This is a genomic window from Polaribacter staleyi (genome assembly GCF_038024045.1).
In the GTDB taxonomy this organism is placed as follows: Bacteria; Bacteroidota; Bacteroidia; order Flavobacteriales; family Flavobacteriaceae; genus Polaribacter; species Polaribacter butkevichii.
In genome coordinates, this window is record NZ_CP150665.1 from 2,600,446 (window position 1) to 2,614,704 (window position 14,259).

Consider the following 14,259-nt stretch of genomic DNA (forward strand, 5'->3'; position numbering starts at 1 on the left):
CTAACGTAATTTCATATCCATTAAAATGGCAAATGTTTGGTTAATATCTTCTTCATTTACAACAATTGTCATTTCATTAGTAGTAGAAATAATTTCTTGTAAAGAGATATCTGCCCAAGCTAGTTGTTTTAAAATAAAATAATAAATACCAGATTGTTCTAAATTTTCTTTAGGTAATTTTATAGTAATAGAAGCTAAATCTAGCATACTATTGGTTAAAATTTCTTGTTCAAAAATTTCTTTAACAAAAGGTTCTAAATTTTTACTAGTAACAATATTTGTTTCGAAAATACCTTGAGAAACGGTTAAAAAATAATCAGAATTTTCTGATGATTTTGTTAGAATTTTTGCAATTTCTCGTAATAAAGAAGGTGTATTTTTAAAGGTAAAATCACAGAGATCAGAACGTACAATTACATCACCTAAATCTAAAGCTAACTTCTTAATATTCTTTCTAATACGCAATTCACTTGCAGGAGAAAGCCTATTAATTGCCATCATTACCGCACCTACTTTTACTTCTTTTTTTAAAGCAGCAGAAACATCTGCTAAAATAATTCTTGCTAAAGAAGATACATTTATCAACTTTTCATTTAAAGCCTCTTCTATAAAAGGTGTTTTTCTAATGGTACTTTCTACAACTTCTTGTATTGTTTTCATTACAATTGTTTAATATTTTATATCAATGTTCAAAATTAAACATTTAATCTAATTTATCTGTCAATTTTTGAAATTCTTTTTTAGGGTTTTTGTTCGCATATAAAATATTATAAACCGTATCTATAATAGGCGTATTTGCTCCGTTTTCTTCCTTCATCTTAAAGGCACTTTTAGTAGCGTAATACCCTTCTGCAATCATACTCATTTCCATTTGTGCAGATTTAACAGTATATCCTTTACCAACCATGTTACCAAATTGTCTATTTCTACTAAAAAGAGAATAACCTGTAACTAATAAATCGCCTAAATAAGCAGAGTTATTAATGTTACGTTTCATTTTATGTACCTTTTTAATAAAGCGTTTCATTTCTCTAATTGCGTTGCTCATTAAAACTGCCTGAAAATTATCTCCATAACCTAAACCGTGTGCAATACCAGCAGCTACAGCATAAATATTTTTTAACATTGCTGCATACTCAGTACCTATAATATCATCAGAAATCTTGGTTTTTATGTACCAACTTTGCAAAGACTTTTCTATATATTTTGCCTTATTTTCATCTTTACAAGCAATTGTTAAATATGATAATCGCTCCATAGCAACTTCTTCTGCATGGCAAGGCCCCGTAATAACACCTATGTTTTCTAAAGGAATATTAAATTCTCTATTAAAATGTTCGCCTATAATTAAACCTGTTTCTGGTACAATTCCTTTAATTGCCGAAAAAATAATTTTACCCTCTAAAGAAGTATCTAATTTCTTTAATTCGCTCATTAAAAAGGCAGAAGGAATTGCAAAAATAAGTATATCGTAGTTTTTAACGGTGTAATTAATATCACTAGACAAATCTAACTGACGTGCATACACATCTGCAGATTGCAAATAATTTGGGTTATGATCGTTTTCTTTAATATGCTCAATTGCTTGCTCACTCCTCATGTACCAACCAATGGTATCAAGGTTTTCACTCAACATTTTTACAATGGCCGTAGCCCAACTACCACCACCAAAAACCGCTATTTTTTTGTGCTCATTCATCTATTGATCATTTTATATATCAAAAGTAAGAAAATTAGTATCTAATGATGAATGCATTTGTGAATTATTATATTTGTGTATGCTAATACTAATTTTTTGAGTTCCTTAAAACGATTTTTTAAAGACACCATAATATACGGAATTGCCGCTGTTTTGCCACGTGCAATTAATATCTTTTTGGTTAAATTACATACCTCTACATTAGATGCAGAAAAATATGCAGTTAATACAGATTATTATGTTTATGCTGCCTATTTAAATGCACTACTAACTTTTGGAATGGAAACTGCTTTTTTTCGTTTTTTTTCTAAGGAAAAAGAGAAAGGAAAAGTAGTTTCTACATCCTTTATTAGTTTGTTAATTTCAACGCTAATCTTCTTTTTTTTAGCGTTATTTTTTAATAATGAAATTGCTACTTTCTTCGGGTTTAAAAACCCTTTATTTTTTAAATTATTAGTTTATACAATTACGCTAGATACCCTAGTAGTTGTACCATTTGCATATTTACGCGTTACTAACAAACCTTTAAAATTTACAGCAATAAAACTGATAAATATTGGTGTTTTTACTATTTTAAATGTTTTCTTTTTATGGTTTGTGCCTTATGCTATTAAAAACGGAATTTCATTACCAGAAACCATTGTAAATTACTATGGTAACTACCCAAAAGTCATTCATATTTTTGTTGCAGGTACTGTAGCCAGTTTATCTACTTTTGGATTGCTCTTTCCATCTGTTTTTAAATTTAAGTTCGAGTTTGATATTACGCTTTTTAAAAGAATGTTAGCCTATAGTTTACCAATAATGGTTGGAAGCTTAGCTTTTGTAACCAATGAAAATCTAGACAAACTTTTGTTAGGAGATATCTTGGGTGAAAAACAAATGGGAGTTTACGCAGCTTGTTACAAATTAGGTGTTTTTATGACCTTGTATATAATGGCATTTCGTTTGGGTGCAGAACCTTTTTTCTTTAATAATGCTGATAAAAAAAATGCCAAAGAAACCTATTCTAAAGTTTTAACTTGGTTTACCATTTTTGGATCCTTTTTTATGCTTATTGTAGTTGTTTTTATAGATTTATTTGCACAAATTTTATTAGGAAAACCAGAATATTTTGAAGCACTTTGTATTGTGCCAATCATACTTTTAGCAAACTTATTTTTAGGCATTTATAATAATTTATCTATTTGGTATAAACTAACGGATAAAACAAAATACGGAATGTATTTCTCTATTGTGGGAGCCTTAATAACCATTATTTTTAACCTAATAATGATTCCAAAAATAGGCTTTATGGCTTCCGCTTGGGCAACGTTAATAGCATTTGGTACCATGATGGTGTTGTCTTATTTTGTTGGTAAAAAGCATTATCCAGTAAATTATAAATTAAAAAAAATAGCGTATTATTTAATATTTTCAATTTTATTTGAGTGGGTTTCTTTTATAGTATTTAGAGGACAGTATTGGTTTTCTATAGTAACTATTTTACTTTTCTTCGGATTGATTTATTACAATGAAAAAGAGGAAATTAAACAAATATTAAAACGATAGAAATGAATATAAAATCAATATATTTTCTAATTTTACTACTGGTTTTTAACGCTTGTAAAGTCAAAAAATCTGAAGTAAAAAAAGAAATTACAGAAACAAAAAATACAGAAAAACTTTCTACAAAATCAATCAATGTTTCCATTTTACAAAAAACATTTATTATTGATGGTTTAAACGATATTCCTCATAAAATTTGGTTGTATTTACCACCAAATTATACTACATCAACAGAAAAATATGATGTAATTTATATGCACGATGCTCAGAATTTGTTTGATAACAAAACTTCTTTTGTTGGCGAATGGGGAATTGATGAAACGTTGAATGAACTCTATAAAAAAAAGGGTAAAGGCTTTATTGTTGTAGGGATTGAAAATGGTGGAGAGAAAAGAATTGAAGAATATACACCTTGGAAAAACCTAAAATATGGTGGAGGAAAAGGAGCTATTTATGTCGATTTTTTAATAAATGAATTAAAACCTTTTATTGATAAAAATTACAGAACCAAACCAGCTCCAGAAAACACAGCCATCATTGGTAGCTCTTTAGGAGGATTGATTTCTTTTTATGGCGGATTAAAACATCCAGAAGTTTTTGGTAAAATAGGTGCACTTTCCTCCTCTTTTTGGTTTTCTAATAAAGTAATTAAATTTGCAGAAGAAAATGGGAATCAAAAAAATACAAGACTTTATTTATTAGCCGGTGATAAAGAAGAAGCTATTATGGTTACCGACACAGAAAATATGGCAGAACGCTTAATAGATCTTGGTTTTCCATCAGAAAACATAAAAACTAAAATTGCACCAAAAGGAACACATACAGAGTCTTTTTGGAAAGCAGAATTTTTAGAAGTAATTACATTTTTATATAATTTATAATGACAATGAACGTACAAATAATTAATAAATCGAAACACGCAACCCCTAATTACGAAACAGAAGGTGCTGCAGGAATGGATTTAAGAGCAAATATTGAAACAGCAATCACCTTAAAACCTTTAGAAAGAGCCATTGTAAAAACAGGCTTATTTATAGCGTTACCTGTTGGTTTTGAAGCTCAAGTTAGACCAAGAAGTGGTTTGGCTGCTAAAAAAGGAATTACTGTTTTAAACGCTCCTGGTACTGTAGATGCAGATTACAGAGGAGAAATTGGTATTATTTTAGTAAACCTATCTAATGAAGAATTTATTGTAAATGATGGCGAAAGAATAGCGCAATTAATTATTGCAAAACACGAACGTATAAACTGGCAAGAAGTAACTGTTTTAAGTGAAACAGAACGTGGTGCTGGTGGTTTTGGAAGTACAGGAGTTTAACAAAAATTAAAAAATAAAATTATGATTTTAGGAGTATGTGAATGGTTAAGTACAAAAACACAGTTTTCTGCAAAAAATATTAGAATATTATTTGTCTTATTGGTTTTATTTGGAGGTTTAGGTCTTGGAGCCTATTTAATTTTATGGTTGGTAAAAATTCTATCTAAAGAATAATATTTAAAATACTTAAAAAGGTAGTAATTTAAAATTACTACCTTTTCTTTTAAATTTATATGAATTAGGATAAAAACACACTAAACAACTACTAACAATATTTTTTTAAGGATTAACAACATTTTTTATAACCAAATAATTGATAAAAAAGAGTTATAATTTTTAAAAAGAAAAAGAGTTTTTAAGTTTCAGTAGGTATTCTTTTCCGATAGGAATAAAATTTTCTTCTAAGTCTTTTAATGAATCTTCTGGTTGCAAAAAGAGTTGTCCTTTTCTAGTATTTAATCTTTCAATGCAGTTTTTATTTACAATAAAACTTCTATGAACACGAATAAATTTTTTAGGTAAGGTTTCTTCGAAATATTTTAAAGATTTTGATGTTGAAAAACGTTTTCCGTTTGCTTTAAAAATACTCGTATAATTTCTTTCCGCTTGTAAAAAAGAAATTTCATTATAGTGTAAAAGATAGATATCTGCCCCTGTTTTTACTACAAGGTGTGTTTGTCTTTCTGTAAATACTTTTTCAAAAAATAGTAATGAATTTTCTAGTTCTACAGCCTCTGTTGGCTTACTTAAAAAATAAGAAACTTGGTTGTTTACTGCTTCTTTTGCATAATAATTATGTTTTGTTGTCATAATAATTATTGGCAAATCAGTAAAAAACTCTTTTAATTTAGGAATAAGTGTAAAGGAATTTCTATCATTAATTTCTACATCTAAAAAAATAAGATTGGGTTTTGCTTTCACAATTAAAGAAAAACCATCTTCTAAATTTGTTGCTGTAGCTATAAATTTATAATCAGAATATTCATCTAAAGCTGTTTTTAAATCATCAAAATCATCAATTTTATCTTGTATAATGATATATGTATATTTCATTTTATGCTTTTTAAAAGGTATCATCTTCAAAAAATAAACCTTTTGCAAATTTATAAATAAAAAGTATTAATTACTAAATATACAGTACAAACATATATTTTTAAAGGATTAAATAAAATATTCAAACTACAATTATTATATTTTAAACTCTAAAAAACAACTATTAAGGGTTTAAAATTTTATATAACTGACTCATTTTTCGTACTTCTTTATATAATAAATCATATGCTAAAAAAGTATGAGAATGATACACAAACCCTAACTTTTTATAAAACTGAAAAGCTTGTGGTTGTTCATCCATAGCATCTAACCAAATGGCATTGTATCCTTTTTTAACTGCTCTTTCTGATAACCAAGCAACTAATTTTTTACCAATTCCGTTTCCTTGTGTTTTTTTATGAAGATAAATTCGGTGTAATTTCACTTGTTTTTCTTCGGATAAACCTTGCAAAGTTTCATCCCAAATAATTCTAAAATTACCCACAATTTCATCTTTAAACAGTACAAAATAATACGCTGTATTTTCTTCGGATAATTCTTTTAAGATATGCGCTTTAGCGTATTGAGAATTTACATACCAATCTCCATTATCTGTCCAAAAATGGCTGTAAGCTAAAGGGTAAACCTCACGCATAACATTATACAATTTGGTATAATCTTCTGTTTTTATCTTTTGTAAGGATAGTTGTTCTGTTAGATGAATCATGCTACAAACCTATAAAAGTAATCACTGTCTTGCAAAAGCACATATATATTGCACAATAAAAAATAGTTTGTTGTATTATACTTTTAGAAAACGCATAAAAAAACTGCTATAGATTGATTACTTCTATAGCAGTTTAATAATAATAGTTAGAACTTTTAATGTTTATTCTTGATTTTCGATAGCAATCTTAATTTTACCTTCTAGTTCTTCTGCTAATTCTGGATTGTCTTTAATTAAACCTTTAACAGCATCTCTACCCTGACCTAATTTTGTTTCTCCGTAACTAAACCAAGAACCACTTTTCTTAACAATACCTAATTCTACACCAATATCTAAAATTTCACCAACTTTAGAGATTCCTTGCCCGTACATAATATCAAATTCTGCAATTTGAAAAGGCGGTGCTACTTTATTTTTAACAACTTTAACTTTAGTACTGTTACCAATAACTCTATCTCCGTCTTTAAGTTGTGTTCTTCTTCTAATATCTAAACGTACAGAAGCATAGAATTTTAATGCGTTACCACCCGTTGTAGTTTCTGGGTTACCAAACATTACACCAATTTTTTCACGTAATTGGTTAATAAATATAACTGTACATTTTGTTTTAGAAATAGTACCTGTTAATTTACGTAATGCTTGAGACATTAAACGAGCATGTAAACCCATTTTAGAATCTCCCATTTCTCCTTCAATCTCAGATTTTGGAGTTAATGCTGCCACAGAATCAATAACAACAATATCAATTGCACCAGAACGAATTAAGTTTTCTGCAATTTCTAATGCTTGCTCACCATGATCTGGTTGAGAAATAATTAAATTATCGATATCTACTCCTAAATTTTCTGCGTAAAATTTATCAAATGCGTGCTCTGCATCAATAAATGCTGCAATTCCTCCAGCTTTTTGAGCTTCAGCAATTGCATGCAACGTTAAAGTAGTTTTACCAGAAGATTCTGGTCCGTAAATTTCAATAACTCTTCCTCTTGGATAACCACCTACGCCTAAGGCTAAATCTAACCCTAAAGAACCAGATGAAATTGCATCTATATCTTCGGTAACTACATCACCTAATTTCATTACGGCTCCTTTACCATAAGTCTTATCTAGCTTATCTAGAGTAAGTTGAAGTGCTTTTAGCTTTGCTGTTTTTTCTTTATCTGCCGCCATTAATCTTGCTTGTTTTATTTTTAAATAAGTGCCACAAGTTACAAAAAGAGTTTGTTTTTGTACACATCTTTTTTTGTATTTTTATAAAAAATTGAAAAAGATGAAAAAAGAAATTGTACAAAGTCTAACTAAAAATTTTGAAGACTATTCTCAAACTACTGAAAGTGGTATAGAGTTTTGGTTTGCAAGGGATTTGCAAATTCTATTAGGTTATTCAAAATGGGAAAATTTTATAAAAGTTATTAATAAGGCAAAGGTTTCTTGTGATATAACTGGAAATGATATTCTTGACCATTTTCCTGACGTCAGGAAAATGGTTGAAATTGGTTCTAATACCAAAAGAGAAATAGAAGATTTAATGCTTACAAGATATGCTTGTTATTTAATTGCACAAAATGGAGACCCAAGAAAAGAAAGTATTGCTTTTGCACAAAATTACTTTGCAATGCAAACAAGAAAGTTTGAGCTAATTGAACAAAGAATTAAAGATTGGGAACGATTACAGGCAAGACAAAAACTAACAATTTCAGAAAAGGATTTATCAGAATTAATTTACGAAAAAACAGGAAACGATAAAAATTTTGGATTAATAAGAAGTAAAGGAGACCAAGCTTTATTTGGAAGATCAACAAAAGATATGAAAGCTAAATTAGGAATTCCTAATAGTAGAGCATTGGCAGATTATTTACCAACTATCACTATAAAAGCAAAAGATTTTGCAACAGAAATAACGGTCTTTAATACTAAAGAAAAAGATTTAAGAAACGAAAGAAGTATTTCTGCAGAACATATAACTAACAATAGATCTGTAAGAAAAATATTATTAGAAAGAGGTATTAAACCAGAAAACTTACCTGCAGAAGAAGATATAAAGAAATTAGAAAGAAGAGTTATTTCTGAATCTAAAAAACTAGGTAAAAACCCTGATAAATTAAAATAATTAAAATGAGTATTATTATACTAAAAAACGTAAACTCTCTTATTAAAATCGAAAAAGGAGAACTAATTAGTTTTCAGAAAAACAACCAAGAGTATATTCATCAAAAAGGAAGTAAAGGTTGGCGTAATGCTGACGATGAAATGTTTCCGGTAATTGGCCCAACTTCTAAAAATAATTTTAGAGTGCATACCAAAAATGGTGATGCTATTTTAGATCAACATGGTTTGTTAAGAGAAATGGATTATTCTTTAATTTCTTCGGATGAAAGCAGTGCAAAATTCATCAAAAAATACAAAAAGAATACACTTATTAACAACAGTAAATTTCCTGTAAAATCTACAGAAGAAAAACTTTTTTGGCCTTTCGATTTTACATTTGAAAAGAATTTTACCTTAAAAAACGATGTTTTACATATCCAATTTATCATCGAGTCAGAAAAAGGAATGCCTTTTATGTTAGGCTATCATCCTGCATTTTTATTATCTAATACAGGTACTGAAACCTTAATTTCTAACGATACAGAAATTACTTTGGCAGATGTTTATAAAGCGGGTTCAAATGCTTGCCCGGTTTTAAATGCTGATAAAATCATCTTAAAAAATAGTGATAAAAACGACATAGAAATTACTACAAAAAACTTTGATAATTTTATGTTATGGACAGAAGTTGATAACATGCTTTGTATTGAACCAATTACACAGTATACTTCTTACACAGACCAAAAATTTTCTGAAGAAAACATGCGTTTATCCGAAGGAAAAAATACTTTTTCTGTAACAATTAAAGTCTTATAATTTCTTTAAAAAACTTAGTTATCAAATTTATAAATATTAAAACTTCATCCTAAACAAAATGATAAAATATTCTTTAATTCTTAGCGTACTCTTACTTTTTTCTTGTAAAAATAAACCGACAACTCCAACTAATGTTGTGTCAGAAAATAAAACAATACAAGAAGAAACAAAACCTAATTTAGAAAAAGAAACCATTACATTTCCTTCTAAAGATAGTTTGCCAATTACTGCAGATATTTATAAAATTAAAGAAGCGCCTATTACTGTTTTATTATGCCATCAGGCGGGTTATAGTAGAGGAGAATATAAAGATACTGCCATAGAATTAAATAAATTAGGATATTCTGTAATGGCAATAGATCAACGTTCTGGCAACACTGTAAATACTATAGATAACCAAACAGCAATTGCTGCCAAAACAAAAGGTTTAGGGCTTACTTATTTAGATGCAAGGCAAGATATTGAAGCTGCAATAGATTACATATATCAACAAAATGGAGGAAAACAAATTTTGTTAGTTGGTAGTTCTTATTCTTCTTCTTTAGCTCTTTTAATGGGAGAAAATAATTCTAAAATTAAAGCAGTTGCAGCTTTTAGTCCTGGTGAATATTTTAAAGGTATCGATATAAATAAAGCCATAAGTACGTATACAAAACCTGTTTTTGTTACTTCTTCTAAAAGTGAAAGTGCAGGCGTAACTACTTTGGTTAATAAAATAAACCCTATTTATCTAACTCATTTTATACCAGAAGTAAAAGGTATTCACGGTTCTAGAGCATTATGGAAAACTACGGAAGGTAATGAAACTTATTGGGCTTCTTTTAATAGTTTTTTATCTTCTTTAAAAGCTCAATAAATTGATAGAAAACCATCGTCATTTTATAATTCACAAACCTTGGGGAATGATTTCTCAGTTTGTAAATCCCGCAAAGCGGAAGAAAAAATTATTAGGAGAATTACACGATTTTCCAAAAGGAACCATGGCTATAGGTCGTTTAGATGTTCCGTCTGAAGGCTTACTATTATTAACAACTGATGGTAAAGTTTCTGCAGAAATTAGATCTCATAAATACGAAAAAGAATATTACGTTCAGGTTGATGGAGTTATTACCCAAAAAGAAATTGAGCAATTACAAACCGGAGTAGAAATTGGTTTTAATGGCAAAAAATACATAACAAAACCTGGTAAAGCTTTTATAATAGACGATCCTAAATTTCCGCTTAGAAGCATGAAAATTAGGGATGAAAGACACGGACCAACAAGCTGGGTTTCTATTATTATTACAGAAGGTAAATTTAGACAAGTAAGAAAAATGACTGCCGCTGTAGGTTTGCCTACTTTACGTCTAATTCGTGTTAGAATAGGAGAAATTACTTTGGGAGATTTAGAAATTTGTGGTGTAAAAGAAGTTGATACCCTAATGTAACATTCATCACAAAAAAAAAGTATTTATCTTTATATTTTTGCAAAATGAATAATTCTAACACCACTTTATATATAGTTGCGGCAGTAATCATTTTACACTTTTTAGTGGGTTTTGGTTACTTAATTTATAAGATGACAAAAAAGGGAGATAAATAATTATTTATCTCCCTTTTTTGAATCAACACCCTAGACCCAAGGGTACGACGTATGCTTCCGAAACATGTTTTTTAATTTCGATACAATAATCTGGTAATTAAATCCTTGGCTATCTCCCTGTGATTAAAATTCGAATCCTAAATAGAGCTGCCATACTCTATTTTTTGGCTTGTCTTGGTCATAAACATCACTTTGACCTAAATGGTATCTTACTCCTAAACTTACGCCTCCATCACTCTTAAAACCGGTTCCTACATTTACACCCCAATCTAAATTACTAGGTTCAAATTCTTCTGATGTATCATATAGAATAAAACCTGCATCAAAGGTTTCTTTGTGCGAAATTGAAAATCCTATTTGTGGTCCTGCTTCAATAAAAAAACTTTTTACAGGATATAATTTTAACATCAATGGTACATTTATATAATCTAACTTTTGTGTGTACGTTCCGTTATCATCTATAATTTTATAACCTTGTTTAGAGTACAAAATTTCTGGCTGAATAGAAAGGTATTTACCAATGTAAGATTCGCCATAAATACCTATGTGATATCCGTGTAACCTACCCGTTTCTGAGCTTCCATCGAAACTAACTGAAGAGATATTATATCCTCCTTTAATACCTGCTGTAGCCCTATTTTTATCTTGTGCTTTTACAGATAAAAGACCTGTAATTAATAATGCTATTGTTATATATAATGTTTTCATTTTAAATAATTTTAAAGTTTATATTTATTGTTCTCGTATATAAGACAACTCAACTTTATTTTACCCTACCTTTATTTTTACTTTCCGCCATTGGCTTTTAAATCTGCCAAACATTGTGCGTCTAAAGTTGGTATTTGTCCGCCAGTAATCATAGAACCAATTCCTTGGCTAGTTTCTGCAGCCCAATACATTAAACAATCTTTTTCATCGCAATGTTTTGGATGTTCTGTATCTTCATGATCACTTTGTAACTCGGTTCCTAAATTTGTTAACCCTAAAATATGGCCAAATTCGTGATGAATTACAGATGATTCTAATAAGCTTCTTTCTGGTTCAAAAGCACTGTTACTTAAACCATGAATTGTTTCTTCGTAAATAACAAAAGAAGTGTTCCAATATGCAGAACCTAAAATTGCGCTAGAATTAGTATCACTAGAAGATTTACCATTGATAAATAATACCCAAACAGCAATTGTTGTATCAGAATTATAAGTAGTTCTGTTTGTTTTTTCTAAAGCTACTACTTCATCTAAAGTATATACTTCTTTGTTTGTAGCGGCTATTTCTTTAATACTAAATGTTACTCCTTCTGGTTTGTTAGTTCTGTTAGTAATAAAGCTTTTAAAATTGTTAATGGCTGCATCAGAAGGCTTAAAACCTTCTATATATGAAAGTTCTACAATCATTTTTTTAAAGGTATTTGCAGAAAGTAAATCGTTAGCAGAAGAACCTGTAGCTTGTCTATTTGTAGCTACATTAACGGTATTACCTGTTTCTCCATCTATTATTTCTTCATTTTCTGACGAACAAGAAATAAGGATACTACTCACTAAAATTACACTTAAAAAAATATTTTTCATTTTACTTTTATTTAAAACTTTACAACTAAAATTTCGGGAATAATAGTTGTAAAGTTATCATCAACTAACTAAAACCTACTACTACTTCTCCTTTTTAAATTTTCTTAAATGCTAAAGTAACAGAAGCATCTGTTTTGCTTTGTAATGTAATTAAGGTGTTAGTAAAAGAGCTAATAACCCAATCATTTCCTAAAGCACTTAGTGCGGTATTACTAGCAAAATTAATATTTACAAAAGCTTCTGTTTCCGAACTTACCGTATACGTTCCTTCTACTTCTCCTAGTGCAGCATTAACTACATTTGTAGCCACAATTTTTAAATCGTTAGTAAATTCTATAGACCAATTTGCATAATCGTTTGCAGTATTTGCACCCGCTGTAATAAAAGTTTCTACTTTAAATTTTGTTCCTGTTAAAATAGCTTCAACCTCTGCTGCTGTAGTTGCTGCATCGTCTTTTTCATCTTCAAATTGAACACATTCTGAAATAGCATTTTGAAATTCTGCATCACTTTTAATTGTTACAGCAGTTCCGTTACTTAAAGTTGCATTTATTGGATAATTTACGGCAAATAACTCATCAGATTGTAAATCTGTCATAAACGTATACAGTTGTTTTTCTGATTGTACAACCACACTTCCGGTTTGTTCTAAACTAATATCATAAGTTAACATGGTAACCGGAAAGTTAATATCTATACAAGAAATTGCACCTTTTCCTTGTGCTTCTGCATTTTCACACTCTTGCTGTAAAGCATCAAATTCTGCTTGGTTATTAACAACAACTTCTGTATAATTACTTGTTTTTACACTAATAGGAAAATTGAAAGTTACAACATCAGCATCGTTATTTAATTCTCCCATAATATCTAAAACTAAAGAAAAATCTAATTTACTAATTAAGGTAATTTGTTGTCCGTTTACAGTAGCTGTTAAAGGAAATAATAATTCAGTACAAGAATTTCCGTCTAAAAAATCATCATCAGAACCATCATTTTGAGCTGCTCTTTCATAATTAGAAGCGGTTGGTGATGTAGATGAATTAGCATTTGGATTGGTACCTATTTCTTTACTTTCTTCAGATTGACATGAAGTAAATCCTAATAGTACTGTAAAAGCAATTGCTGTAATTAATTTTAATGTTTTCATTTTAATAAATTTTATAATTAATGTTTCTTGTTTATATGAGTAAAACAACTTTGTTTTATTTTACCCTACCTTTTTTTTAGAATGATTATTTTTTTGTCATTCTGTAAGTAAAACAACTAAACATTTATTTACCCTACCTTTGTTTTAATTTTTTTTTATTTTTATTATTTAAAACCCCTATATGACTAATAAATCTCTTTGTAACGAAATTTATTTTAATGAGTTTTACACTTCTCATATACAATCTGCAAGTAATTTTGCATTCTATAAGTCTGGTGATAAAAATACGTCTTTAGATTTAGCACAAGAAGCATTTATAAAAATATGGGAACATTGCGCTAAAGTCGATTTTACGAAAGCAAAGTCTTACTTATTTACAGTTATTAACAATCTTTTTCTTAATAAAGTAAAGCATCAAAAGGTAGTTTTTGAATATGCAAAAAGTAGTCCTTATTTAGATGTAGATAACCAAAGTCCAGATTATTTATTAGAAGAAGAAGAATTTAAAAACAAGCTAAAAAATGCCATTGCAGGTTTAACAGTAGGTGAGAGGGAGGTTTTTTTAATGAATAGAATTGATGGTAAAAAATACCGAGAAATTGCAGAAATGTTAGAAATTTCTCAAAAAGCAGTAGAAAAACGAATGTCATCAGCATTAAAAAAATTAAGAACTAACATAGACGGAATTTAATACCAATGTAAGGTAGGGTAAACTACGTATTAGTTGTTACATA

The 14,259-nt window shown here is 29.0% G+C and carries 17 protein-coding genes; 9 read left to right on the forward strand and 8 right to left on the reverse strand.

Going from position 1 to position 14,259, the window contains the following annotated elements:
- Both WHD07_RS11190 and WHD07_RS11195 read right to left on the reverse strand, forming a co-directional pair.
- The gene (locus WHD07_RS11190) at nucleotides 1–660 is read right to left on the reverse strand and encodes a hypothetical protein (RefSeq protein ID WP_105049701.1); all 660 of its coding nucleotides are present in this window, start codon (nucleotides 658–660) and stop codon (nucleotides 1–3) included.
- A gap of 43 nt (nucleotides 661–703) precedes the next feature.
- Nucleotides 704–1,699 (reverse strand): NAD(P)H-dependent glycerol-3-phosphate dehydrogenase, encoded by a 996-nt coding sequence (locus WHD07_RS11195; RefSeq protein WP_343328453.1) that lies wholly within the window; start codon nucleotides 1,697–1,699, stop codon nucleotides 704–706.
- A 96-nt stretch (nucleotides 1,700–1,795) separates the two neighbouring features.
- On the opposite strand from WHD07_RS11195, the gene WHD07_RS11200 reads away from it, so the two are divergent.
- From WHD07_RS11200 to WHD07_RS11215, 4 genes are read left to right on the forward strand one after another with little or no spacing between them, the layout of a single operon-like run.
- Nucleotides 1,796–3,250 carry an oligosaccharide flippase family protein gene (locus tag WHD07_RS11200; protein ID WP_343328454.1) on the forward strand — a complete coding sequence of 485 codons (1,455 nt, stop codon included), beginning with the start codon at nucleotides 1,796–1,798 and terminating at the stop codon, nucleotides 3,248–3,250.
- Between the two features lie 2 nt (nucleotides 3,251–3,252).
- Nucleotides 3,253–4,128, forward strand: a complete 876-nt coding sequence (locus tag WHD07_RS11205; RefSeq protein WP_343328455.1) for an alpha/beta hydrolase — start codon at nucleotides 3,253–3,255, stop codon at nucleotides 4,126–4,128.
- 5 nt (nucleotides 4,129–4,133) lie between these two features.
- The gene (dut, locus tag WHD07_RS11210) at nucleotides 4,134–4,565 is read left to right on the forward strand and encodes a dUTP diphosphatase (RefSeq protein WP_343328456.1); all 432 of its coding nucleotides are present in this window, start codon (nucleotides 4,134–4,136) and stop codon (nucleotides 4,563–4,565) included.
- 21 nt (nucleotides 4,566–4,586) lie between these two features.
- Entirely contained in the window at nucleotides 4,587–4,739 is a 153-nt protein-coding gene (locus WHD07_RS11215; protein WP_105049697.1) for a PspC domain-containing protein, read from the forward strand.
- Nucleotides 4,740–4,901: 162 nt separating this feature from the next.
- On the opposite strand, the gene WHD07_RS11220 is transcribed toward WHD07_RS11215, so the two are convergent.
- The 3 genes from WHD07_RS11220 to recA all read right to left on the reverse strand — a co-directional run bounded on the left by WHD07_RS11220 (nucleotide 4,902) and on the right by recA (nucleotide 7,494).
- Nucleotides 4,902–5,618, reverse strand: a complete 717-nt coding sequence (locus WHD07_RS11220; protein ID WP_343328457.1) for a LytTR family DNA-binding domain-containing protein — start codon at nucleotides 5,616–5,618, stop codon at nucleotides 4,902–4,904.
- Nucleotides 5,619–5,781: 163 nt separating this feature from the next.
- Entirely contained in the window at nucleotides 5,782–6,324 is a 543-nt protein-coding gene (locus tag WHD07_RS11225) for a GNAT family N-acetyltransferase (protein WP_343328458.1), read from the reverse strand.
- Between the two features lie 162 nt (nucleotides 6,325–6,486).
- The gene (recA, locus tag WHD07_RS11230; RefSeq protein WP_105049694.1) at nucleotides 6,487–7,494 is read right to left on the reverse strand and encodes a recombinase RecA; all 1,008 of its coding nucleotides are present in this window, start codon (nucleotides 7,492–7,494) and stop codon (nucleotides 6,487–6,489) included.
- A gap of 100 nt (nucleotides 7,495–7,594) precedes the next feature.
- Between recA and dinD the strand changes: the two genes are divergently transcribed.
- From dinD to WHD07_RS11250, 4 genes are read left to right on the forward strand one after another with little or no spacing between them, the layout of a single operon-like run.
- Nucleotides 7,595–8,434, forward strand: coding sequence for a DNA damage-inducible protein D (gene dinD, locus WHD07_RS11235; protein WP_343328459.1), 840 nt, complete (start codon nucleotides 7,595–7,597; stop codon nucleotides 8,432–8,434).
- A 5-nt stretch (nucleotides 8,435–8,439) separates the two neighbouring features.
- Entirely contained in the window at nucleotides 8,440–9,228 is a 789-nt protein-coding gene (locus WHD07_RS11240) for an aldose 1-epimerase (protein ID WP_343328460.1), read from the forward strand.
- Nucleotides 9,229–9,286: 58 nt separating this feature from the next.
- On the forward strand, nucleotides 9,287–10,084 hold the full coding sequence (locus WHD07_RS11245) for an alpha/beta hydrolase (protein WP_343328461.1): 798 nt from the start codon (nucleotides 9,287–9,289) through the stop codon (nucleotides 10,082–10,084).
- 4 nt (nucleotides 10,085–10,088) lie between these two features.
- Nucleotides 10,089–10,655, forward strand: coding sequence for a pseudouridine synthase (locus WHD07_RS11250; protein ID WP_343331004.1), 567 nt, complete (start codon nucleotides 10,089–10,091; stop codon nucleotides 10,653–10,655).
- Between the two features lie 278 nt (nucleotides 10,656–10,933).
- Here WHD07_RS11250 and WHD07_RS11255 read toward each other — a convergent pair whose 3' ends face one another.
- The 3 genes from WHD07_RS11255 to WHD07_RS11265 all read right to left on the reverse strand — a co-directional run bounded on the left by WHD07_RS11255 (nucleotide 10,934) and on the right by WHD07_RS11265 (nucleotide 13,525).
- Nucleotides 10,934–11,518, reverse strand: a complete 585-nt coding sequence (locus WHD07_RS11255) for a porin family protein (RefSeq protein WP_343328462.1) — start codon at nucleotides 11,516–11,518, stop codon at nucleotides 10,934–10,936.
- A gap of 77 nt (nucleotides 11,519–11,595) precedes the next feature.
- Complete coding sequence (locus tag WHD07_RS11260) at nucleotides 11,596–12,378, reverse strand: membrane metalloprotease (RefSeq protein ID WP_343328463.1); 783 nt, start codon at nucleotides 12,376–12,378, stop codon at nucleotides 11,596–11,598.
- A gap of 94 nt (nucleotides 12,379–12,472) precedes the next feature.
- On the reverse strand, nucleotides 12,473–13,525 hold the full coding sequence (locus WHD07_RS11265) for a hypothetical protein (RefSeq protein ID WP_343328464.1): 1,053 nt from the start codon (nucleotides 13,523–13,525) through the stop codon (nucleotides 12,473–12,475).
- Nucleotides 13,526–13,706: 181 nt separating this feature from the next.
- Between WHD07_RS11265 and WHD07_RS11270 the strand changes: the two genes are divergently transcribed.
- On the forward strand, nucleotides 13,707–14,216 hold the full coding sequence (locus WHD07_RS11270) for an RNA polymerase sigma factor (protein ID WP_343328465.1): 510 nt from the start codon (nucleotides 13,707–13,709) through the stop codon (nucleotides 14,214–14,216).
- Nucleotides 14,217–14,259 lie beyond the last annotated feature (43 nt).